The sequence below is a fragment of the Algoriphagus halophilus genome (assembly GCF_041729275.1).
GTDB lineage: Bacteria > Bacteroidota > Bacteroidia > Cytophagales > Cyclobacteriaceae > Algoriphagus > Algoriphagus halophilus_A.
On the sequence record NZ_CP146486.1, the window covers coordinates 4,179,444 to 4,200,782 of the forward strand.

Below are 21,339 nucleotides of genomic sequence, written 5' to 3' on the forward strand. Positions count from 1 at the left end.
AAATGAAATATCATGCAAGCTAAAAAGGCGATGCGGTGCAAGTGCACTACACCGGTAAGTTGAAAGATGGAAGTGTTTTTGATTCTTCAGTAAACAGAGAACCTCTAGGTTTCACTCTTGGTGCAGGTCAAATGATTCAAGGATTTGATGCAGCTGTTGATGGAATGGCTGTTGGCGATAAAAAAACTGTGACTATACCTGCAGCTGAGGCCTATGGTGAAAAAAGAGATGATATGATGATCGATGTTCCTATTGAGCAGGTTCCAGCAGACATCAAACCAGAAGTTGGAATGCAATTGACTCTTCAGGGGCAAAATGGTCAGCCAATGCCTGTTATTGTAACTCATGTAGACGAACAAAAAATCACATTGGATGCAAATCACCAGTTGGCTGGGAAGGATTTGATTTTCGACATTGAATTGATGAAAATCGGTTAATCCAGAGATGAAATCTTGAAAAGGCCCATTATAAAATGGGCCTTTTTTAGTTCACTGTTTGGATGGTTACCGCTTCTCCAGGTGAAAGCTGAGCTACAACGCTTGATTTTACGACTCCCTCTTCTAGGTAGGTTTGGGCTTTCACTTTCTTTCCATTCACCAACAACTCTGGATGAGTTCCTAAGAACTCAGCATTCCATGTTAAAGGGTTGGTGCCTGTTTGATAGTTAAGAGTGCTTTTTGTAATTCCCTCATGGTGGACGGCAAGCTTTGAACTACCCAATGTGATATTTTCTACTCCCAAAAACTCCAATGCGGTAGGTAGGTGAGATAAGGTTCGGACTTCATTTTTAGCTGCATTGGGTTTAACCCCAAGCAGGTCTATAATCACATTTCGTATGAATACATAAGATACTTCTGGATAATCTCCATTTCTTCCCGTAGCTGAGGAATAGGAATGTTCCTGATCTAATTTTTCTAAAATGTAAGTCAGCCATTTCCAGCCCAATTCATTTTGGTGGTGGAGAAAGAACATTTCCGGAATGTAACTGATTGCCTCAATATTATCAGGGATATCAGCTTTGGATTCCAATCGCTCATCAATGAATGTCAAATAGTTTAAGGTTCTATCGGAACCAAACTCAGTGATGCCTTTCATTGGCATAAACCATGAATTTTCTTTTCCCCATCCATCCACAGGAGTTCCATTTGCTAAATAACCTCTATTGTAAAGCGGGGTGTTTTTGATTCCCCAGCTTTCATTAAAAAGGTTTTTAAGTTGTTCAGCTTTGAGAGAAAACTCATGAAAGACCTTTTCATCACCCTTTAGTTGGGCAAATTGTGCGAAAGCTAGGTAGGCCTTGTATTGGCTCGCTAATGCATCCCCTGCTTCGATTAGTGGTTGGTCTTTTTGTTCGTTGTAGGATGCAGCTCCATCAAAAATCCCTTTTCCCGTACCCTCGGCAATACCATTAGGGATTTGTTGATCATGAAGTTCTATAAATTCCGAAACTGATTTTTCATAGAACTCCCATAAGTTTGGATCCTGAATATACCTGTCATCTCCAGTCCAGCAGTATAACTCATGAGCTTTTTCCACCAGTTCAAAGGTAGCAGGAACTTCTCTGACAAAATTTGAATCCGATTTATAATCAATAGTATAGGGAGAACCATCGAAATTAATGGCCCATAAGGGAAACCACTTTTTACTGGAATTGGCTGATGCCGCAAAGGCTTTCATCATGGTGAAGTTTTCAGCCTCTAATCCCAGGAAATGGGCTCCTTCTAATTGATGGCAGAAATCTCTAGAATAAAAAGCGGTGCGTTTGGGATACCCTGCCCAATAGGAGGGAAGATAATTAACAGTATCAGTTCCTGGTCCATTTTCCCAAGCATTGATTGGTCCGGTCTTTCCAGTTTGTACATAGGACAGGGCTTTTTCCTGAGCCCAATTGAATGCTTTATTCAAGTCTTGATCCGATGAATGAATTATTAATGGGAGCCTTATAGTTTCATTCTTGAGAACAGAATTATTTATAGCTGTAAAACTTGCAGTTGCTAGGATTATAAGGAGAAATACTAAAGTTTTAAAAGTGGGCATTGGTCGGGTTCATTGAATTCTTTATGATCTTTTCAACTGACAATGTTACAAAAATTATGAAAGTTGGATTTTTAGGATTCGGTCATTTTCTAAGAAATTCTTGATCAAAAGGAGTGAAGGACGTAATCGATTTCGTAATTACTCCCTGAATTTTTATTTATCTCAAGTATATTAAGTCGTTGGTTTAACCCAATCCAATTAGCATGACCCTAACCATAATTTCCTTTTTGGCCTTCACGGCATTTGTAGCGTTTTTTTCTTGGTATAAACTCCGAAAAGATCATCTGGATACCCAGGATGGATATTTTTTAGGCGGGAAAAGTTTGACCGGAGTGGTGATTGCCGGATCCATGTTATTGACCAATATTTCAACGGAGCATCTCATAGGAATGAATGGATCTGCTTATAAGAACGGATTTATTATCATCGCCTGGGAGGTCACTTCGGCCATTGCGTTGGTGATTGGAGCCCTGTACTTCATCCCAAGTTTTCTCCGAATGGGCTTGACAACCATTCCTCAATATTTGGAATACCGATTTGACAAAATCACAAGGACGCTGGTTGCCTTATTTCTGATCGTCTCTTTTGTAGTGACTCTTCTACCTATTGTGTTGTATACAGGAGCCATCAACCTTGAAAGTATCTTTAATGTATCCGAAACCTTACAAATCAGTCAACAAGAAGGCCTGTGGGTTACCGTCATTGCGATCGGAGTGATTGGTTCTATATATGCGATTTTTGGAGGACTTAAAGCTGTAGCATTTTCGGATTCCATCAATGGGATTGGCTTGTTTGCGGGAGGACTATTGGTATTAGGGTTTGCGCTGTGGGATATAGGAGAGGGGAATATGATAGCTGGCCTGAGTAAGGTGTACCATGCTGCTCCTGAAAAGTTCAATGTAATAGGAGCAAAGGACTCTGTACTTCCTTTTGAAACGATATTTACCGGTTTGATGATCAATCAGCTTTATTTCTGGTGTATGAATCAAACGATCATCCAACGGGCCTTTGGTGCCCAAAATTTGGCAGAGGCTCAAAAAGGGTTGTTGTATACTGGTGTGCTAAAGCTATTTATCCCCTTAATCATCATTTTACCAGGCGTGATTGGGTTTTACTATTTTGGAGATAGCCTTTATGACAATCAGGACATGATCTATCCGGAACTGATCAAAAAGTACTTCCGGTAGGGCTCACAGGCTTTTTGCTGCAGTGGTGATGGGAGCCGTTTTGAGTACCTTCAACAGTGTATTAAATAGTACTGCTACCTTATTCAGTTTGGGCATTTACAAGCGACATATTAAGCTGGAAGCCAATGAAAAAGAATTGGTGTGGGTAGGTAAGTTGACTTCCATTGTGTTGGCGATATGCGCGATCATGGCAGCACCACTGGTTGCTGGAGCTCCCGATGGTCTTTACCAATTGCTACAGCAATTAAATGGGATCTTCTTCATCCCTATTGCCTCGGTCATTATAGCGGGGTTGTTTTTGCCTAGGATTTCGGCCTTAGGAGCAAAAGCGGGATTATTTGTCGGACTTGCTTTTTATATTTTGACAGTATTCATTCTGGAAGTGAATATTCACTTTGTCCATATTTGGGGAATTGAATTTCTGCTGAATATGGCAGTCATGTTTACAGTTTCCTATTTTTCTCCAAATAGCAACACCTTTAAACCTTCTGATATCAGTCCTATAGAATTGAAGCCCTGGAAATATGCAAAGCTGCTTGGACTTATCTTAGTGGTCTTGACAGTCTTGATTTATATTTGGTTAGGTAATTAACATGTTGAATTTCTTTATATTAGATTAAAATTTTAAGAGTATGAAAGATATAACTCCACATCAAATGGAAGAACTCTGGGAAGAGGATCTTTTACAACGTTATCCTGAAAATGGAAAGCCTGAAAAAGCGAAAGAGGAGTTTAGAAATTACGAAGATCCCCAGCGGGAAACAGTGAAGGAATTTTATCGAATCAATCACCTGAACCAGACTTATGATTTTGTTTTGGAGAAGGAACAGGAGTTTTTAAAATTCGATAAAAGGGAGATGACGCTTTGGGAGGCCGTAGAGTTTCTAAATACTTTGGTGGATGATTCGGATCCAGATACGGATTTGGACCAAACACAACATCTATTACAGACCTCGGAGGCTATACGTGCGGATGGGCATCCTGATTGGTTTGTTTTGACAGGGTTTTTACATGATTTGGGTAAAGTACTCTGCTTGTTTGGTGAACCTCAATGGTGTGTGGTAGGCGATACTTTTCCCGTAGGTTGTAAACATTCTGACAAAATCGTTTACCCTGAATTTTTCAAGGAAAATCCAGATTACCACAACCCTAAGTTTAATACCAAGTTTGGAGTATACGAGCCTAATTGTGGTTTAGATAATGTCCATATGTCTTGGGGGCATGATGAATACATTTACCAAATCATGAAAGACTATTTACCTGAGGAGGGCTTGGCTATGTTGAGATATCATAGTTTTTATGCCCAGCACCGGGAAAATGCCTATAGCCATTTAATGAATAAGGACGATCACCGATTGTTTGAATGGGTGAATAAATTCAATCCTTATGATTTGTATTCCAAAGCAGCTGTGCCTCCCAATGTGAAGGAATTGAGACCGTATTATGAGGATTTGGCTTCCAAATATTTGCCGGACACCTTAAAATTCTAATTTTAAAAAACACCGAAGTAAAACTACTTCGGTGTTTTTAATTCAAGTTTTTGATCTTCTCCGGAAAGGGGTAAACGGTAATTTTATCCTTAGAAATTAAGGTAATGATTTCTTGTCCCATTTGGATTTGCAAGCCCCTTGAATTCGGACTTTTGGCCATCTCTCGAACTTCTTGATTTAGAAGAGAAATAGCCTTGATTTTCCCTTCTTCCAGCCAAAATAAGTGTTCTTTATAAAAGCTAAGTCGTTGATCTGTCTTTAGATTTATTTTTTTCAGAAAGTTGCCTTGATTGTCAAATAGGAAGACTCCTTCATTTTTCACATTCATGAAAAGTCTGTTTTTGAACTCCCGGATTTCTACAACATTCAGATTCTCCAGGTTTAGGATCAAGTTCAAGGGTTGGGATTGAGTTATTAAATTTCTCCTATAGTCTAAAATCTTCAGGTTGAGATCAGACTCATCCCAAACCCAAATAATATTGTTATTACCTAAGGTTGCGGCTTTGGCTAGCTGGACTTCTGTTTGAAAAAATCCTTTTTCAGAAAGAAGATTCAGAAATCGATCAAGTATTCGATACGCTTGAAGATCCGCAGAAAAACTAAAAATATTTACGGTCCAAGCAGCTTCCAATTGATGAAGCCTTCCTTGTCTTGTAGGGGAAAATAGATTCAGTCGTTCCCCTTTAGCATTGTATTGAAAAATATCGCCACGACTATTGCTAATAAAGATCTGGTCCTTCGTATCCAAGGAGACCAAGTCTAAATCCCTCATACTAATTTCAGAAAGTGGCTTGCCAAATTCTTCTAATTCCTGCCCCCACGAAAGAAAGGGGGAAAATAGAAATAGAAAGACAAGCCAGTTTTTCATCCTTCAAATGTTTTTAAAGCAGGCTTGGAATTGCCGTCAAATTCAAGAAAAGTATATTGACTTACCCACTCCCCAAGATTGAAATAGGTAGCGTTGGTTCCTACTTTCAGTTCCAGAGGTAAATGTCGGTGGCCGAAGATGTAATAGTCATGGTGAGAATCTGCTTCAACTTCCTTGCAATAAGCCCACAGCCATTCATCATCTCCCAAAAAGCGGTTTTCATCCTTTTCAATATTGCTAATTCGGCTATGTCCTGACCAGGCATGCGCGATCGCAATTCCGATGTCTGGATGGAGCCATCTAAATAGCCATTTGGATAAGGGATGAACAAATACCTTTTTCAGGAATTTATAGGAATTATCTCCTGGTCCCAATCCGTCACCATGGCCAACCATCAGGGTCTTGTAGCCTATCTTGATTTGGATAGGATTATGATAAACAGGGATACCCAATTCTTTTGTAAAATAGTCTTTCATCCATAGATCGTGATTTCCAGTAAAGAAATACACAGGAATATTCATGTCTCGTAATTGGGAAATCTTGGAAATGAATGGAATAAATCCTTTGGGAATCACTTTCCCATATTCAAACCAAAAATCAAAAATATCACCTACCAAAAAAATGGCAGATGCCTGATCCTGTATGCTATCCAGCCATCGGATGATTTTTTGTTCTCGTGTTTTGCTGACCTGTGAATTGGGGGCACCTAAATGAAAATCCGAGGCAAAGAAGATCTTCTTTCCGTTGGGTTCGATGGTTAGGTTGGCTGCTTGCATAAATAAAGATAATCGGGAAGCGGATTAAAAAAAGCCCCTTCAGAAGGGGCTTTTAATTTACTATTTTTCTTCCTTCGGTTCCGTGACTGAAGTAGCCTCATCTGTTGTTTTTTCATCAGGATCAAGGGTAGGTTCCTCTAGTTGATCAATGACAGGCACAGGGGCACTTTCTTTTTTATTGGTATAAGCCTGGTAGGTAGTCTCGGTTTCAAAAGGTCTTTTTCCAATCAAACGCTCCAGATCAGCCTGGAAAAGTATTTCTTTTTCAAGAAGTTCCTTTGCCAAGATTTCCAATTCTTTGATTCTATGCTCCAGTAATTCCTTCGTTCTTGTATAGGCTTTCTGGATCAGTTGTCTTACCTCTTCATCAATCGTTTCTGCGGTAGTTTCAGAATAAGGCTTGGTCATTTTATAGTTATCCCCTTTGGAATCATAGAATGATACATTTCCAATCTTATCATTCATACCATAAACCGATACGATTGAATACGCCATTTTAGTAACTCTTTCCAAGTCACTCAAAGCTCCAGTAGAGATTTTACCAAAGATGATTTCTTCCGCTGCTCTTCCACCCAAAGTCATACACATTTCGTCTATCAATTGGTCAGTTTGATATAAAAACTGCTCTTTCGGTAAATACTGTGCATAACCTAGTGCAGCAATACCTCTTGGTACAATACTTACTTTTACCAATGGGTCAGCATGCTCCAAGAACCAGCCAGCCACAGCATGTCCAGCTTCGTGGTAAGCGACGATTTTTTCTCCTCAGGAGAAATGATCTTATTTCTTTTCTCAAGACCACCAATGGTTCTGTCAATGGCATCTTGGAAATCTTCCATATCCACTGCAGATTTATTTCTTCTTGCTGCGATCAAGGCAGCTTCGTTACAAACATTTGCAATTTCTGCACCGGCAAAGCCTGGAGTTTGTGCTGCCAGTTTTTTAGGATCAATATCCGGACTGGTTTTGATAGGCTTCAAATGCACTTTAAAGATGGCTTCTCTACCTACAATATCTGGTTTGTCAATAGAGATTTGTCTATCGAATCTTCCTGCTCTCAGTAACGCGCTATCCAATACATCAGGTCTGTTGGTAGCTGCCAAAACGATTACACCAGAGTCTGTTCCAAAACCATCCATTTCTACCAAAAGGGAGTTCAGGGTGTTTTCTCTCTCATCATTGGAACCAGGCATTTGGCCTTTTCCTCTAGATCTACCGATGGCATCGATTTCATCAATAAAGATGATACAAGGAGCCTTTTCTTTTGCCTGCTTGAACAAATCTCTTACTCTAGCAGCTCCTACTCCTACGAACATCTCTACGAAATCAGATCCTGATAGGGTAAAGAAAGGTACCGCTGCTTCACCTGCAACTGCTTTGGCCAGTAAGGTTTTACCTGTTCCCGGAGGTCCTACAAGCAATGCTCCTTTAGGTATTTTACCCCCTAGTTTGGTGAATTTCCCTGGGTTTTTAAGGAATTCTACAATTTCCTGAATTTCCTCTTTTGCTTCGTCAAGGCCTGCCACATTGTCAAAAGTGATTTTGACTTTGTTTTCGGCATCAAACAATTGAGCTTTAGATTTTCCTACATTGAAAATCTGTCCTCCAGGTCCGGATGGGCCTGCCATTCTTCTCATCATAAACCAGAAGAACACGAACAACAGGATCAAGAAGCCGAAACTACTGAAGTAACTACTCCAATTCTCCTCTGTGGATACCTCTAGATCAATTCTATTTGCAGGATCTGCTTGCTCTTTTAATGCGTCAAAATCATTTGCAAACTTATCTACTGAAGCTACTTGAAACGAGTAATGTGGCCCAGAAGGATTAAAGAATGTAGAGTTGGACTCCAATTCATTTTTATATTTAGGCTCAGATAAGACAGAAGGCTTAAGGGTGATGTCGACTCTTTCCATGTTTTTGACCATCACGACTTTAGAAACATCTCCGGCCAAGTACATGTCTTCAAATTTCTTCTGCGTAATATCTATCACTGCTGACCTTTGTTGTATCCAAGTAAGGCCTAGTAATACCAAAACTGCCGCAATGATCAACCAAAGTTGAAAATTCGGCTTTTGTTGAGGTGTCTTCGGTAATAATTTTTTGTTTTTATTTTTATCGCTCATCGCATAATGGGTAATTCTGTAAACTTAAGGTAAAACGGAATAGGTTGGGTAAAGTTTGTGGGTTTTTAGCCTATGTGTGTAACTTTTGCATCTCCCCACAAATCTTCGAGGCCGTAAAACTCCCGTTTGTCTTTAAGAAAAATGTGGGCAACTACGTCCACATAATCCATTAAAATCCAATTTCTGCTATTTTTTCCTTCATTTCTCCAAGGTCCTTTATCACCAGCTTTGATGACTTGTTCCTCTATAGAATCAGAAATTGCATCCAATTGTGTGTCTGAATTGCCGGAGCAAATCACAAAAAAATCGGTAACGGAATTCTTTATATGTCTAAGGTCCATCAAGATAATGTCAGAAGCTTTTTTTCTTCCATTCCCTTAATGATTACTTTGCTCAGCTCTTCTGCTGTCATTATTATTGTTTTATTTTTGTGAGCTGGAAAATCCTGCTTTTTCCAGTGAATCTAAAATTTATGTATAAAATTCTTGCCAACACCATTTTTTTAGGGAAAGATGTACATTTCCTGCCAGACTGTCACTCTACCAATGACATTGCATTACAGATGGTCAGGCTTCGTCAGGTTTCTGAAGGCAGTATCATCATCTGTGGTCATCAGACAAAAGGTAAAGGCCAGCGTGGGAATGTTTGGGAATCTGAAGCAGGAAAGAATCTTACGTTCTCTTTAGTTCTGAAACCTGATTTTTGGATATAACAGACCAGTTTTTATTGAACATGAGTATAGCGAATGGAGTTCGTATTTTTTAGAAGATTATTTGCCAGTGGTAAAAGTGAAATGGCCAAATGACGTTTTAATTCCAGGGGAAGGGAAAATAGGAGGGATTTTAATAGAAAACACTTTTTCTGGAAACTCTTGGGAGCATGCCATTGTGGGTGTAGGCTTGAACATCAATCAAAAATCATTCTTAAACATCAAGGCTACTTCTTTAGCTAAAATTACTGAAAACATTTTTGACCTAAATGAGCTTTTCAGAGTATTGATTACTAGAATCGAGCAAAGTTATTTGTCTTTGAAGCGTGGCAAGGAAAAGGAAATTAAAAACGCCTATCTAAATCATTTGTATCTAAGGGAACAACGTGCTCCATTTGAGTCGAAAGGAGAAAAGTTTTGGGGAGAGATTACTGGAATAGATTCATTCGGTAAGCTAATTATAAGGTTGGATTCTGGAGAAATTCAAAACTTCGATTTGAAGGAAGTGATGTTTTTGGAATAGGGTTAGAATTTTAGAATCCGAATTTTAAACGGTACCTTTGCCCGAGTTTTTAAAAGAATTTAATTCGTTAACTATCAATATTATGTCAGAAACTAAATCTGAAAAATACGTAAAGTACAAGGTTAAAGATATTTCTTTAGCTGAGTGGGGAAGAAAAGAAATCAAATTAGCGGAAGCTGAAATGCCAGGATTGATGGCTCTTCGCGAAGAATTTGGAGCATCCAAGCCATTGAAAAATGCGAGAATTGCAGGTTGTCTACACATGACAATTCAAACTGCAGTATTGATAGAGACCTTAGTGGAGTTAGGGGCAGAGGTTACTTGGTCTTCTTGTAATATTTTTCTACACAGGATCATGCAGCTGCTGCTATTGCTGCTGCAGGGATCTCCGTTTATGCTTGGAAAGGCTTAACTGAAGAAGAGTTTGATTGGTGTATCGAGCAAACCTTGTTCTTTGGTGAAGATCGTAAGCCTCTAAATATGATTTTGGATGATGGTGGTGATTTGACCAATATGGTGTTGGATCAGTATCCTGAATTGGTTGCTGGAATCAAAGGTCTTTCTGAGGAGACTACTACTGGTGTTCATAGATTATATGAAAGAATGAAGAATGGTACGCTTCCTATGCCTGCGATCAACGTAAACGATTCTGTTACCAAGTCTAAATTTGATAATAAGTATGGTTGCAAAGAATCTTTAGTTGATGCGATTAGAAGAGCAACTGATGTGATGATGGCAGGAAAAGTTGCTGTTGTGGCTGGATATGGTGATGTAGGTAAAGGTTCTGCTGCTTCTCTAAGAGGTGCTGGTGCAAGGGTGATTGTTACCGAAATTGACCCAATTTGTGCGCTTCAAGCTGCAATGGATGGTTATGCTGTCAAGAAAATGGTGGATGCTGTGAAAGAAGCAGACATCATTGTTACTGCTACTGGTAACAAAGACATTCTTTCTGAAGCGCATTTCAAAGGAATGAAGGACAAGGCAATTGTTTGTAACATCGGCCATTTTGACAATGAAATTGACATGGCTTGGTTGAATAAGAATTATGGCCACACTAAAAATGTCATTAAGCCTCAGGTTGACTTGTATGATCTAGATGGTAAAGAAATCATTGTATTGGCTGAAGGTAGATTGGTGAATTTAGGTTGTGCCACAGGACACCCTTCCTTCGTGATGTCAAACTCCTTTACTAACCAGACTTTGGCGCAGCTTGAATTATGGCAAAATAGTGAAGACTATAAGCCTGGAGTATATGTGCTTCCAAAGCATTTAGATGAAAAAGTTGCAGCCTTGCACTTGGCAAAACTAGGAGTTGAACTTGAAACTCTTTCTCAAGAACAAGCTGAATATATCGGTGTGACGGTAGAAGGACCATTCAAACCTGAATACTACAGATATTAATCAAGGATTGATATAAATGAAAAGGCAGCCCTATGGCTGCCTTTTTTTATGGGTTCAAGAGCAGGGATCTTCCATCTGGCAGTATAACATTTGCTGCTACATTACAGGAATCCAATAATTCATATTGCAGTTGATAGGTGACATTTTTGGTTGCTCCCCGGCTAATACTCCAAACTTCAGAGCCTGCTACGGGTACCAATTTGTTTTCCTGGAAGCAGGAAGAAAGCATCAACCTATCAAATGGGATTTCGATGTTGAAATCCCTTCCTGCCGGATTCACTCCATGGAGGTTTCCTCCGGAGATAAAGCCAATGCCACTGGAAACTGCCGTACCCCCTGAATGTTTTATATCACCCGAGAAGACATGTGTAAGCTTTTTCTCTGAGGTGATGGTCAAGGGATTAAAGTTTTCAATAATTTGATTGGAGCTTTCCTTTTTAAAGTTCCGGATCCCTCTGATACTACTTCCATTGAAGGAATAATCGTCATACTCTAGAGCCCATGAGGCGGAGTTACTTTCTGAAAGTGCATATTCTAGCACGATTTTCCCAGATCTTTTATCATTTCTAGCCTGTTGACATTCGTTTTCTGTATCAAAATTCAACCATACTTTTCGTGTATCCTCTTCCACCAATAATTCAGGGCAGCCTGGTAGTGTATTGGTCGTATCCATCCCTTGGTATTCATCAAATGAAAGTAAAGCAAAGTATAAACTTTCGCTCCAAGCAGTGCTGAGATCAAAAAGCTGATTGGCCTCCGTGGGCAAATCTGTGCGAATAACTTTATCGGCATCTTCCTGGCAGGAACCGAATGCGATACTTAAAAGGATCAGGAAAAAGTTGAATCTTTTCATGCGTAAACTACTGCTGTAAAATTAGAATCTTTTTGCGAACAATTCTTCCTTTCAATTACTAGGCCGAATGCCTATCTTGGGTAGGAATGAATCCAAAATAAGTATGAATTATTTAGATGGCATGCTCAAAGAAGGAGCCTTAAAAGGAAAGAATATTCTCATTACAGGAGGAGGAACTGGATTGGGGAAATCAATGGGGGAGTATTTTTTGGAACTGGGGGCGAATCTGGTGATTACTTCGAGAAAGTTGGAGATACTGCAGGAGACTGCAAATGAAATGATGTCTCAAAAAGGAGGGAAAGTAATTCCTTTGGCTTGTGATGTCCGGGATATTGAACAGGTTGAAGCCATGTGGACTGCTGCATTGTCAGAATTGGGGCAGATCGATGTGGTCTTAAACAATGCCGCAGGAAATTTCATCAGCCCCACAGAAAGGTTGTCAACCAACGCATTTAATACCGTGTTGGATATTGTACTAAAAGGCACCTCTCAAGTGACTTTAACAGCAGGAAAAAGCTGGATTGAGCGTAAGCAAAAAGGAATATTCTTAAATATTGTGACCACTTATGCCTGGACAGGTTCCGGTTATGTTGTTCCCTCAGCAGCTGCAAAAGCAGGAGTTCTAGCTTTGACTAGATCTTTGGCGGTGGAATGGGCAAAGTATGGAATCCGCTCCAATGCCATTGCTCCTGGTCCATTTCCGACAGAAGGAGCTTGGAGTAGGTTGTTGCCTGGTGATTTGGTAAAGAAATTTGATCCCGCTAAAAAGTGCCTGTTGGTAGAGTGGGAGAACATCAGGAGTTGGCCAATTTAGCAGCTTATTTAGTTTCTGATTTTTCGTCTTATGTCAATGGGGAGGTAATCACCATTGATGGGGGTGAGTGGCTAAAAGGTGCAGGCGAATTTAATAATTTGGACCAAATCCCTGAGGAAATGTGGGACATGATGGAAGTATCAAGAGGAAAAAAGCACTAAGCCCCAAAGTGATTTGGGGCTATTTAAAATCCAAATGGAAAATCAGGAACTTTTAAGGTCACTTTGAATAGAAGAAAGAGAGTCTGAATCCTTTTCAAAATTTTTATTTTGATTCACAGACTCTTTGATGCTTTTTTTCAGCGCTTGATCAAGCTGAACTGTTTCTTTTTTGATGATGTCCAATATGCGCTTGGATTCTATTGATTGCTGTTCTATATCCAAAATATCAATTAGTCCTAAGATATTGGCCACTCTAGCACGAAGGGTGTGGGATTGCTGGAATGCCAATTCTTTCAAAAATATTGGTGTTCCTTCATCCAAAGGTCCTGTTTTTCTTTTCTGTAATATCCAAAATAATTCCTTGCACTTTTTTAGGCATTCCTTCCATGGTCCATTGGATGGTTTTTCCGAAAGCGATTACCCATATGGTCTGATTTCTTTTAGAGACTAACCTAAACTCTTTCTTAAAGGGGATACTTCCTGGGGATTTAAAATGAAGGGTTAGTTCTTGAGTTAATAATCGATAATCTTCCTGATGGATGTGTTTCTCCCAAGAAATTTTGCCTTTTGTTTCTATTTCTTCTTCCGAGTACCCTAAGGTTTGGGCTAGACCAGAGCTGATGGTATTTACCTTTTCAAAAGGATTGAATTCCCAAAACCCCAATAATTTATCTTCCAAAAGGGTGTCGATAATTTCAGAGGAAGACTCATCACTATCCATAAAATCTCCCAACCTTATATTGTATGGCTTAATGGGGTCTACAGGATGACCAATTCCTAAACAGGTACCAAAATCCTCTGAAATGAAAAAAAACTCCCATTTGGTTTTTATTAAATTTCCGGATGGATAGTTAATTTTCTGAAGATCTACCAGAAATGATTGCTGGTGATGATGCCAAGCTTTTATTCTATTATTTTCATACTTTATCCAATCTGAAGAGAGGAAACAGTCAGCAAAATGAACTGGTTTTTCGGTTTTGTCAAAAAGTGATGGAATAGGTCCAATGCCTGAATCAGAACTTAGAACTAAGCCAGTCTTATCCATGGTCACCTGCATGAAATACTCCGAAGTGATGGCTGCTTGGGCTAATAGTTCTAAAGCTTTGACCTCGTTCATTTATAAAATTAACAAATTTTGCATCTAATTACATAAATTATAATTTAAAATACAAAAAAATATATTTGAAATGAATCAAGAGTCGTTGAATTTAAATAGAAATAGTTTTGGAAATCCTCAAAATGCTGGGAATGCGATGTCAAATGAGGAAGCACTTGCTCTATTGGATGAATGGGTGAAAAATGAAAAATTAAAAGTTCATATGCTTCAAGTAGGGCATTTAATGAAAAAATTTGCGGAAAGTAAAAACTACCCGGATCAAGTTCAACATCTCTGGTATTTGGCAGGCCTGCTTCATGATGCCGATTGGGATCAATGGCCCGAACAGCACTGTAAGAAAATAATTGAAGAATTAGAGTCCAGAAATTTAGATCCAGGAATGATAAGGGCCATTGCCTCTCATGGACCTCGGTATTTTGGGGTAGAGCCTGAATCTGAAATGGACAAAATGTTATATGCTTTTGATGAATTAAGTGGATTCGTACATGCTTATTCTTTGATGCGTCCTACAGGATACGAGGGAATGGAAGTCAAAGGAGTCAAAAAGCGATTGAAGGATAAAACTTTTGCCGCACAAGTGAGTCGGGAGGATATTCAGGATGCTTCTCAGCGTGCAGCTATACCTGTAGAAGATTTAATTCAATTTGTGATCACCCATCAAATTACGGCGCTTGAATGACTGGAATAATAGAATTTAATTAAAAGAATCTTTATCTTGATTTTATTTTTCATATTTAAATCAAGTAATATGTTGAAAAAGTTATGTTTTGGGCTTATGCTTTTACTGGTTTTTGAAATCGCTAAAGCCCAAGAGAAAAGCATAGATACCACTGCCGTCATTATCTTAGATAGGATGAGTTCCATTTTCGGAGAGTTAAATAGTTTGGGATTTACATCCAGCGTATCAAAGGATGTAGTATATGCAGAGGATTTTTTTATCAAGGTTTTTTCAAGTACCGATGTGAAAATTAAGGGGCCTAATAAACTTTCGGCCCGGATTCACGGGGAAAACAAAGAGGATTTATATTCCTATAATGGGGAGCAGGTCACTTATTATTCCTATCAAAATAATATCTATACCGTGGCAGATGCTCCAGATAATCTGATCGAAACCATTGATTGGTTATATACCGATTTTGGGATTGAATTAACAACTGCTGACTTTTTATATCCCAGCTTTTCCAAAGATTTTACTGAACAGATGGATAATGTGGAATTTTTGGGAATAGCTCAAGTAGACGGAAAGCGAGCTTTTCATATTGCTGGAAGCAATGAGTCGATTACAATACAACTATGGATTTCTGATGATTCTTATTTTCTGCCCATCAAAACACTCATTACCTATTTTGATGGGCCTTATGCGAATCAGCATGAAACGGACTTCTCGGATTGGGAAATCAATCAAGATTATCCGGATTCCATATTTGAATTTTCTCCCCCACCAAGTGCAAAACAAATTACCTGGATGAGCCAGAATTAACTAGTTAACGAAATTGAGCAATGGAAAAGTTAAGCATTAAAATTTTGGTCCTGGGTTTTGGGTTGATAGGTATGATATTCATTTCCGACATAGCCCAAGCGCAAAGAATGAGAGCAGGAGCGGGTAGAGCTGGTGCAAGACCGGCGACCACGCGACAAGCTCCATCTAGACAGATGAGTAGGCCCCCGTCAAGACCTTCCACAAGGCCTTCCACTAGGCCTGCTACAAGACCTACAACTAGACCTTCTACGCGGCCTTCTATGAATACCCGGGAGAATACTCGACCAAAAAATTCCAGTTCACGGCCCACCTTAAATGGAGGTTCAAATAAAGTAACAAGGGACAGGAACAATGATAGTAAGGTGTCCAATATTCGAAATAACTCTTCAACTAATCGAGGAGGTAATCGAAATACCATCAACAACAATATTACCATCAATAGAAACAATGTCAATGTCCGAAATAATCATGTTCGGAATTACCGTCCCTACAGACCCCCATATAGACCTTATCCTAGGCCTCCCTATATCTGGGGTGGATTCGGGTTTAGTTGGTTCAGACCCTATTATTATCATCCCTACAGACCCTATTATTGGGGGCCAGTTTGGCATCCATGGGGATTTTTGTAGCAGCCTTAGCAACTACCGCGATCATAGTATCCATTGAAAATCAGGATTACAATTATGATGAAGGGGTATTTTATGTGGAAACTGATGATGGATATGTAGTAGTGGAAGCTCCTCAAGGGGCGACTGTAAAAGTGATCCCTAAAGAATCAAAAGAGGTGGAAGTGAGTCCGACTGTAAACAATTATTATTATGGGGGAACCTTTTATGAAAAAAGTGATGGAGGCTATACGGTAGTTCCACCACCAGCAGGTGCAGTGGTGGACGCTTTACCCGAAGGAGGGGAAGAGGTGAAAGTCGGAGATCAAACGTATGTCAAAATAGGTGATACGTATTATATGCCTGTCCAAGAAGATGGAAAAGATATGTATGAAATAGTGCAGGTGGAAGAAGTGGAGGATTGACCTTAATTTCTTGAAATTAAAAAGGGCCTTGATACTTCAAGGCCCTTATTTTTTATTCTTCAGTTCCCTGAACTTCAGAAAGTGGTTTGAAATTTCCTTCCGGCAATTGTTCCGCTATCTCATCTTTCTCATATGGGAAAACCTCTACAATTGGGCTTTCCACAATATCGGGTACTCTAAAGCTCACCAACATATTACTTAAGCTTTCTTGAATTCTATCATAGGCTTCTTTGACGTCAGAAGCAGTCACAATCATGTATTGAGTGACTTTTTTCTCCTTACCGCTATCTCCATCAGAAACTAGATAGGATACTTTACATTTATACCAGATATCGGCGTCCTCGAAGAAAAAGACATCCACAATGTTACTCTTGCTTAAACTGGTAACTTGGAAATCTCCTCTAATTTGGGATCCCAGACGGTCATATATTATTGCTTCCGCTTCTGTGAATGAAACAGCATCTACCAAATACTGTTCAGAGATGTTTTTTAACAACCCTTCTTCATTCTCCTTCGCATATTTTACTTTACACAAAAACCAAGTTCTCATCATTCATTATTTTGAAGTGTGAATCTAAATCTTATCATTTGAACAACCATAAGATTCATGTTAAAAGTACTTTCTGTTTAGTTAGGTTTTAGATTAAATGATTGAAAATAAATGATATAGATTCTGTATTTTTTTAATCTGGATTTTTAGTTTTCCTTTTCCTGTGGAATTGGTTCAGGTTTGATAAAAGCTGTAAATTGAAAACAAATAGTAAAGTATGCGAGAAAAAATCTGGTATAGTTTTCCAGTACAACTTTTACTTCTTCATCTGAGAAAAAATCTTGCCCTTATTTTGATATGGGTAGTGCTCTTGGGGATTATCCTAGAAAAGTTTGGGGTCATGTTAGGGATTCCCTTCCTTTTTCTAGACCCAGAATATTTGCATCAGGTATCTTGGGTAAGCTTTATGATGATGGGGATTGGTTTTGCGGTGTTGACGATGGCGTTCCATATGACTACCTATATCATGGATGGAAGCCAATTCAAATTTTTGGCGGTACTATCAAAACCCTTTATTCATTTTTGCATAAACAACTCCATTGTCCCTACCATATTTTATTCCATTTATTGCATCAAATTTATTGTATTTCAATTAGGGAATGATTTACCTTCAGAATGGTTTGTTTTTCATTATTTCCTGGGCTTCACTGGGGAAGTTTATTGTCCTACGCATTGATCTTCGGGTATTTCTCATTCACCAATAAGGACTTTTTATTCTTTTTGCGGGCTCAGTGGATAAGCGGCTTAGAAAGGTCCGGCTTACACGGGCCAATGTCATCAGTCAGTACAAGGAGCTGAAGTCCAAACAAGATAAGGTATTGTACTACCTAAACTTGAACTTGAAATTTGAAAAGGTTCGTCCGGATATCTCCAGATTTGAAGGGACTAAATTGCTTAGGGTATTCGATCAAAATCACTTGAATCTATTTTTAATTCAGGTATTTCTCATCCTGTTTGTATTGTTTCTGGGGGTATTTAAAGAGAATCCCATCCTTCAATTTCCTGCAGCAATGAGTGTGACGCTGTTATTGGCTATCCTTGTGATGCTAGTAGGGGCTGTTAGTTTCTGGTTGAGAAAATGGTCTACTGTAGCCGTCATTGCTATATTGTTTCTGGTCAACTATTTCTCCAATTTTTCTTTTTTAAATAGGCCCCATGAGGCATTCGGGATCAATTATTCAATCAAACCGGAACTGTATAATCTACAAAGGCTTAATCAACTTTTACACCCGGATACGGTTGCCAAAGATCGAGCGAGAACCATCAAAACCTTGACTAATTGGAAAAATAAATTCCCTGAGGAAGAGAAACCAAAACTGGTAATTGTCGCAGCAAGTGGTGGAGGACAAAGAGCATCACTTTGGACTTTTCATGTTCTTCAATCCATCTATACTATTCAACAGGGTGAGGTGATCCGACATACAGAGTTATTTACAGGTGCCTCAGGAGGGGTGATAGGAGAGGCCTTTTTTAGGGAGATTTACCTTCGGTCTCAATCGGACTCTTCAGTAGATCCAATGGATCCGAAATATCTGAATCAAATATCTGCGGACAATTTAAACCCTATCATTTTCACCCTATTGGTCAATGATTTATTAATTCGAAATCAATACTTTGAATACCGAGGATATAAGCATTTAAAGGACAGAGGCTATGCCTTTGAAAATCAGTTAAACCTCAATACAGAAGGGGTACTGGATAAACCCATTTCTGCTTATAAAGAGCCTGAACAATCTGCACGAATCCCAATGCTTCCTGTAACCTCATTGATCACCAATGATGGAAGAAAATTGGTGATTTCTCCTAATTCCATGTCCTATCTTGGAACCTCAGTTCTTGGTAAAAGTGGGAAAGATGAAAAAAGCAATCCATCGATTTTGTTCGGTTTTTTCATGATCATGATCCTGAAAACCTTCGCTTTTTATCTGCCTTGAGAATGAGTGCCACGTTCCCTTTTATTACTCCAAATGTCCAATTGCCTTCCATTCCTGAAATGGAGACCATGGACACGGGCTTATCGGATAATTTTGGAGTGCAAGATGCACTTCGGTTTATTTACGTTTTTCAAAAATGGATTTCTGAGAACACTTCCGGGGTGGTATTAATTACCATTCGGGATTCTGAAAAATCCACAGAAATTCCCCTACGGATCCTTCCAAAATCTTGGAGAAAATATTCATTCCATTAAAAAATATTTACTCGAATTGGGATAACGTGCAGACGATTCAAAATGAAGTGTTGTTTAATTACATGGATGAGTCAATGCCTTTTGAACTGGAAAAAGTCGAATTTGAATATGCACCAGAAAAGGTACAGCCTGGGGAATTAAGTGGTAGCCAAGAAACCATGCAGCGGGCATCTTTAAACTGGAGATTAACGGCAAGAGAGAAAAAGTCTATTCTCGCAAGTATATACACCTTGAAAAATCAACAAAGCCTCAAACGCTTGGAAGAGATTTTTGAGGATTCGCACAACTCTCAGTCCACAGATTCTATTCAATAGGCGATTCCAATTTTCTTGTAGATGAAATGCATCAGCCATGCAGGACCAATCAATAAGAATTGGATGTCTTTGAGAAAAGATGGTTTTTTCCCTTCGATTTTATGCCCCCAAAACTGGAATACCCAAGCAATCGCAAAAATTGCCAAACTGATCAGCCATAATTTTCCAGGAAATTCCAAACTGAGAAAATTAGCCAAAGCCAAACACATGGCAGAAAAGAAGAACATCCCAAGGGCCAGTGGAGGAGAAAGCGATACATAATAAATCAAGACCACAGCCAAAGCCAAAGTGGCCCAATTGGCAAAATCTTCTAAAAACGGAGCAAAGTCATGCAGGCTCTCGGAAGGTATCGAATAGATCAGGCCTACGATACTGAAAAATATGGATGGTACGCAGATCCAATGTATAAATTTATTGGTTTGGTTTTGATGGCTTAAGCCGTATTCCTCCAATAATGCATCTATTTTTCTCATGGCATTTTGGGTATTTATCAACAAGTTTCATCAAATTAATAAATCAATTGATCATTTAAGGAGGAAAAAAGAAATGTTTAGCTACTGGGAGAATAAAAATTTTTGAAATACGACTTGATCGTGATTGGGGCCGGTTTTGTCGGGCTGTCTACTGCCATTCACTTTCAAAAGAAACATCCCAAAGCAAAAGTAGCAGTGCTTGAAAGAGGCGCATTCCCAAGTGGGGCAAGTTCAAAAAACGCAGGTTTTGCATGTTTTGGTAGCCTCACGGAAATATTGGATGATTTGGAGAATATGTCCCAAGCGGAGGTATTGGGTTTGGTTAAAAAAAGGTATCGGGGGCTGCAGCAAATTCGGAAAAAATTTGGGGACAAGGCTTTAAATTATCAGGCTTCAAATGGGTTTGAACTCTTAGAGGAAAGCCAATTGCCAGCTGCGGATCGCATGGACGAGATCAATAAAATGCTTCAACCTCTATTTAAAAAGGAGGTGTTTTCCATCGTTTCCAATCATGATCGATTGGGTTTTTCTTCCAAAGTGAAAATGGTAATCCAAAATAAATTTGAAGGTGAACTTGATCCGGGAATGTACCTCACTAGCTTGTGGAGGTTGGCGGGTAAATGGGGAGTTAGGATTATCAGTGGAGTGAATGTCAAGAATATAGAGTTGGATTCAGGAGTAATCTCTGTGGAGAATACTTGGGATCAAGGTCAATTTGAAATGAAAGGGAAGGAATTGGCGATCTGCACCAATGCATTTACCAAGCAATTGTTACCTGATACTACTTTGGAACCAGGAAGAGGGTTGGTGATGGTGTCAGAACCATTAACTTTCGAAATTCCATGGAAAGGTAGTTTTCATATGGATAAAGGGTATGTTTATTTCCGAAAGGTAGATGGAAGGTTATTGTTGGGAGGAGCTCGAAACATAGATTTTGAAGGGGAGAATTCCACCGCATTTGAAATCAATCAAAAAATAAAATCGCATCTCAATAAGTTAGCACATGAGGTGATTTTTCCTGAAAAAGAAATTGTCTGGGAAAAGGAATGGACTGGGATCATGGCTTTTGGAGAAAAGAAAACGCCTATTATTCAGCAGGTAGGAAAAAAAGCAAGTGTTGCTGTAAGGCTAGGAGGAATGGGGGTTGCGATCGGTTGGCAAGTAGGAAAAGAGCTGGCAAAGCTGATTTCCAAAAAATAAAATGATATTTTTTGATTAGATTCAACACTTAAATTCACATAC

Annotated in this window: 21 protein-coding genes and 5 pseudogenes; 16 read left to right on the forward strand and 10 right to left on the reverse strand. The window is 39.1% G+C overall.

Annotation, left to right across the window (positions count from 1 at the left end; all coding sequences use genetic code 11):
* The first annotated feature begins 35 nt into the window (after positions 1-35).
* Positions 36-437 (forward strand): peptidylprolyl isomerase, encoded by a 402-nt coding sequence (locus V8V91_RS22435; RefSeq protein WP_373397304.1) that lies wholly within the window; start codon positions 36-38, stop codon positions 435-437.
* Positions 438-483: 46 nt separating this feature from the next.
* Here V8V91_RS22435 and V8V91_RS22440 read toward each other — a convergent pair whose 3' ends face one another.
* A complete protein-coding gene (locus V8V91_RS22440) occupies positions 484-1,905 on the reverse strand; it encodes a hypothetical protein (protein WP_373397305.1) in 1,422 nt (473 codons plus the stop codon).
* A gap of 335 nt (positions 1,906-2,240) precedes the next feature.
* Between V8V91_RS22440 and V8V91_RS22445 the strand changes: the two genes are divergently transcribed.
* The 3 genes from V8V91_RS22445 to V8V91_RS22455 are packed head-to-tail and all read left to right on the forward strand — an operon-like array spanning position 2,241 to position 4,714.
* Positions 2,241-3,224 (forward strand): solute:sodium symporter family transporter, encoded by a 984-nt coding sequence (locus V8V91_RS22445; protein ID WP_373397306.1) that lies wholly within the window; start codon positions 2,241-2,243, stop codon positions 3,222-3,224.
* Positions 3,225-3,252: 28 nt separating this feature from the next.
* Positions 3,253-3,816: a hypothetical protein gene (locus V8V91_RS22450; protein ID WP_373397307.1), complete on the forward strand. Its 564-nt coding sequence runs from the start codon at positions 3,253-3,255 to the stop codon at positions 3,814-3,816.
* A gap of 40 nt (positions 3,817-3,856) precedes the next feature.
* Positions 3,857-4,714 carry an inositol oxygenase family protein gene (locus tag V8V91_RS22455; protein ID WP_373397308.1) on the forward strand — a complete coding sequence of 286 codons (858 nt, stop codon included), beginning with the start codon at positions 3,857-3,859 and terminating at the stop codon, positions 4,712-4,714.
* Between the two features lie 37 nt (positions 4,715-4,751).
* On the opposite strand, the gene V8V91_RS22460 is transcribed toward V8V91_RS22455, so the two are convergent.
* The 4 genes and pseudogenes from V8V91_RS22460 to rsfS form a co-directional block, all read right to left on the reverse strand.
* Positions 4,752-5,582 (reverse strand): hypothetical protein, encoded by an 831-nt coding sequence (locus V8V91_RS22460; RefSeq protein WP_373397309.1) that lies wholly within the window; start codon positions 5,580-5,582, stop codon positions 4,752-4,754.
* Positions 5,579-6,358, reverse strand: coding sequence for a UDP-2,3-diacylglucosamine diphosphatase (locus V8V91_RS22465; RefSeq protein WP_373397311.1), 780 nt, complete (start codon positions 6,356-6,358; stop codon positions 5,579-5,581). Before V8V91_RS22465 ends, V8V91_RS22460 begins: the two co-directional genes overlap by 4 nt.
* A 60-nt stretch (positions 6,359-6,418) precedes the next feature.
* A pseudogene (gene ftsH, locus V8V91_RS22470) lies at positions 6,419-8,484 on the reverse strand (ATP-dependent zinc metalloprotease FtsH).
* Between the two features lie 65 nt (positions 8,485-8,549).
* Positions 8,550-8,896, reverse strand: a pseudogene (rsfS, locus tag V8V91_RS22475) (ribosome silencing factor).
* A gap of 60 nt (positions 8,897-8,956) precedes the next feature.
* Between rsfS and V8V91_RS22480 the strand changes: the two are divergent.
* The 3 genes and pseudogenes from V8V91_RS22480 to ahcY all read left to right on the forward strand — a co-directional run bounded on the left by V8V91_RS22480 (position 8,957) and on the right by ahcY (position 11,117).
* Positions 8,957-9,196, forward strand: a complete 240-nt coding sequence (locus V8V91_RS22480) for a hypothetical protein (RefSeq protein WP_373397312.1) — start codon at positions 8,957-8,959, stop codon at positions 9,194-9,196.
* A gap of 67 nt (positions 9,197-9,263) precedes the next feature.
* Positions 9,264-9,716 (forward strand): biotin--[acetyl-CoA-carboxylase] ligase, encoded by a 453-nt coding sequence (locus V8V91_RS22485; protein WP_373400788.1) that lies wholly within the window; start codon positions 9,264-9,266, stop codon positions 9,714-9,716.
* Positions 9,717-9,798: 82 nt separating this feature from the next.
* Positions 9,799-11,117, forward strand: a pseudogene (gene ahcY, locus V8V91_RS22490) (adenosylhomocysteinase).
* Positions 11,118-11,163: 46 nt separating this feature from the next.
* On the opposite strand, the gene V8V91_RS22495 reads toward ahcY, so the two are convergent.
* On the reverse strand, positions 11,164-11,970 hold the full coding sequence (locus V8V91_RS22495; protein WP_373397314.1) for a hypothetical protein: 807 nt from the start codon (positions 11,968-11,970) through the stop codon (positions 11,164-11,166).
* A 103-nt stretch (positions 11,971-12,073) separates the two neighbouring features.
* Between V8V91_RS22495 and V8V91_RS22500 the strand changes: the two are divergent.
* Positions 12,074-12,945, forward strand: a pseudogene (locus tag V8V91_RS22500) (SDR family oxidoreductase).
* Between the two features lie 42 nt (positions 12,946-12,987).
* Here the strand turns inward: V8V91_RS22500 and V8V91_RS22505 are convergent.
* Positions 12,988-13,266, reverse strand: a complete 279-nt coding sequence (locus V8V91_RS22505; RefSeq protein ID WP_373397315.1) for a hypothetical protein — start codon at positions 13,264-13,266, stop codon at positions 12,988-12,990.
* On the reverse strand, positions 13,259-14,062 hold the full coding sequence (locus V8V91_RS22510) for a PAS domain-containing protein (protein ID WP_373397316.1): 804 nt from the start codon (positions 14,060-14,062) through the stop codon (positions 13,259-13,261). Before V8V91_RS22510 ends, V8V91_RS22505 begins: the two co-directional genes overlap by 8 nt.
* A gap of 70 nt (positions 14,063-14,132) precedes the next feature.
* On the opposite strand from V8V91_RS22510, the gene V8V91_RS22515 reads away from it, so the two are divergent.
* From V8V91_RS22515 to V8V91_RS22525, 3 genes and pseudogenes are all read left to right on the forward strand, one after another.
* Positions 14,133-14,741, forward strand: a complete 609-nt coding sequence (locus V8V91_RS22515; RefSeq protein ID WP_373397317.1) for a hydrolase — start codon at positions 14,133-14,135, stop codon at positions 14,739-14,741.
* Positions 14,742-14,837: 96 nt separating this feature from the next.
* Positions 14,838-15,542 carry a DUF2092 domain-containing protein gene (locus tag V8V91_RS22520; protein ID WP_373397318.1) on the forward strand — a complete coding sequence of 235 codons (705 nt, stop codon included), beginning with the start codon at positions 14,838-14,840 and terminating at the stop codon, positions 15,540-15,542.
* Positions 15,543-15,802: 260 nt separating this feature from the next.
* Positions 15,803-16,572, forward strand: a pseudogene (locus V8V91_RS22525) (DUF6515 family protein).
* Positions 16,573-16,624: 52 nt separating this feature from the next.
* Here V8V91_RS22525 and V8V91_RS22530 read toward each other — a convergent pair.
* Positions 16,625-17,107 (reverse strand): DUF4494 domain-containing protein, encoded by a 483-nt coding sequence (locus V8V91_RS22530; RefSeq protein ID WP_373397319.1) that lies wholly within the window; start codon positions 17,105-17,107, stop codon positions 16,625-16,627.
* Positions 17,108-17,339: 232 nt separating this feature from the next.
* Here V8V91_RS22530 and V8V91_RS22535 point away from each other — a divergent pair, with 232 nt between their 5' ends.
* The 4 genes from V8V91_RS22535 to V8V91_RS22550 are packed head-to-tail and all read left to right on the forward strand — an operon-like array spanning position 17,340 to position 19,624.
* Positions 17,340-17,798: a hypothetical protein gene (locus V8V91_RS22535; RefSeq protein WP_373397320.1), complete on the forward strand. Its 459-nt coding sequence runs from the start codon at positions 17,340-17,342 to the stop codon at positions 17,796-17,798.
* Positions 17,799-17,853: 55 nt separating this feature from the next.
* Positions 17,854-19,056: a hypothetical protein gene (locus tag V8V91_RS22540; protein WP_373397321.1), complete on the forward strand. Its 1,203-nt coding sequence runs from the start codon at positions 17,854-17,856 to the stop codon at positions 19,054-19,056.
* 2 nt (positions 19,057-19,058) lie between these two features.
* Entirely contained in the window at positions 19,059-19,310 is a 252-nt protein-coding gene (locus tag V8V91_RS22545) for a hypothetical protein (RefSeq protein ID WP_373397322.1), read from the forward strand.
* On the forward strand, positions 19,286-19,624 hold the full coding sequence (locus V8V91_RS22550; RefSeq protein ID WP_373397323.1) for a hypothetical protein: 339 nt from the start codon (positions 19,286-19,288) through the stop codon (positions 19,622-19,624). The genes V8V91_RS22545 and V8V91_RS22550 overlap by 25 nt, the downstream gene beginning before the upstream one ends.
* On the opposite strand, the gene V8V91_RS22555 is transcribed toward V8V91_RS22550, so the two are convergent.
* The gene (locus tag V8V91_RS22555) at positions 19,618-20,097 is read right to left on the reverse strand and encodes a DUF962 domain-containing protein (RefSeq protein WP_373397324.1); all 480 of its coding nucleotides are present in this window, start codon (positions 20,095-20,097) and stop codon (positions 19,618-19,620) included. The genes V8V91_RS22550 and V8V91_RS22555 overlap by 7 nt on opposite strands.
* 102 nt (positions 20,098-20,199) lie before the next feature.
* Here V8V91_RS22555 and V8V91_RS22560 point away from each other — a divergent pair, with 102 nt between their 5' ends.
* Positions 20,200-21,297, forward strand: a complete 1,098-nt coding sequence (locus tag V8V91_RS22560) for an NAD(P)/FAD-dependent oxidoreductase (RefSeq protein ID WP_373397325.1) — start codon at positions 20,200-20,202, stop codon at positions 21,295-21,297.
* Positions 21,298-21,339 lie beyond the last annotated feature (42 nt).

Bases quoted from the DNA above. Each gene is read 5' to 3' on its own strand.
- V8V91_RS22520 (WP_373397318.1), top strand. From the start codon at position 14,838: ATGCTTTTACTGGTTTTTGAAATCGCTAAAGCCCAAGAGAAAAGCATA.
- V8V91_RS22455 (WP_373397308.1), top strand. From the start codon at position 3,857: ATGAAAGATATAACTCCACATCAAATGGAAGAACTCTGGGAAGAGGAT.
- V8V91_RS22555 (WP_373397324.1), bottom strand. From the start codon at position 20,097: ATGAGAAAAATAGATGCATTATTGGAGGAATACGGCTTAAGCCATCAA.
- V8V91_RS22495 (WP_373397314.1), bottom strand. From the start codon at position 11,970: ATGAAAAGATTCAACTTTTTCCTGATCCTTTTAAGTATCGCATTCGGT.
- V8V91_RS22480 (WP_373397312.1), top strand. From the start codon at position 8,957: ATGTATAAAATTCTTGCCAACACCATTTTTTTAGGGAAAGATGTACAT.
- V8V91_RS22445 (WP_373397306.1), top strand. From the start codon at position 2,241: ATGACCCTAACCATAATTTCCTTTTTGGCCTTCACGGCATTTGTAGCG.
- V8V91_RS22545 (WP_373397322.1), top strand. From the start codon at position 19,059: ATGAGTGCCACGTTCCCTTTTATTACTCCAAATGTCCAATTGCCTTCC.
- V8V91_RS22510 (WP_373397316.1), bottom strand. From the start codon at position 14,062: ATGAACGAGGTCAAAGCTTTAGAACTATTAGCCCAAGCAGCCATCACT.
- V8V91_RS22465 (WP_373397311.1), bottom strand. From the start codon at position 6,358: ATGCAAGCAGCCAACCTAACCATCGAACCCAACGGAAAGAAGATCTTC.
- V8V91_RS22450 (WP_373397307.1), top strand. From the start codon at position 3,253: ATGGGAGCCGTTTTGAGTACCTTCAACAGTGTATTAAATAGTACTGCT.
- V8V91_RS22460 (WP_373397309.1), bottom strand. From the start codon at position 5,582: ATGAAAAACTGGCTTGTCTTTCTATTTCTATTTTCCCCCTTTCTTTCG.
- V8V91_RS22535 (WP_373397320.1), top strand. From the start codon at position 17,340: ATGCGAGAAAAAATCTGGTATAGTTTTCCAGTACAACTTTTACTTCTT.
- V8V91_RS22515 (WP_373397317.1), top strand. From the start codon at position 14,133: ATGAATCAAGAGTCGTTGAATTTAAATAGAAATAGTTTTGGAAATCCT.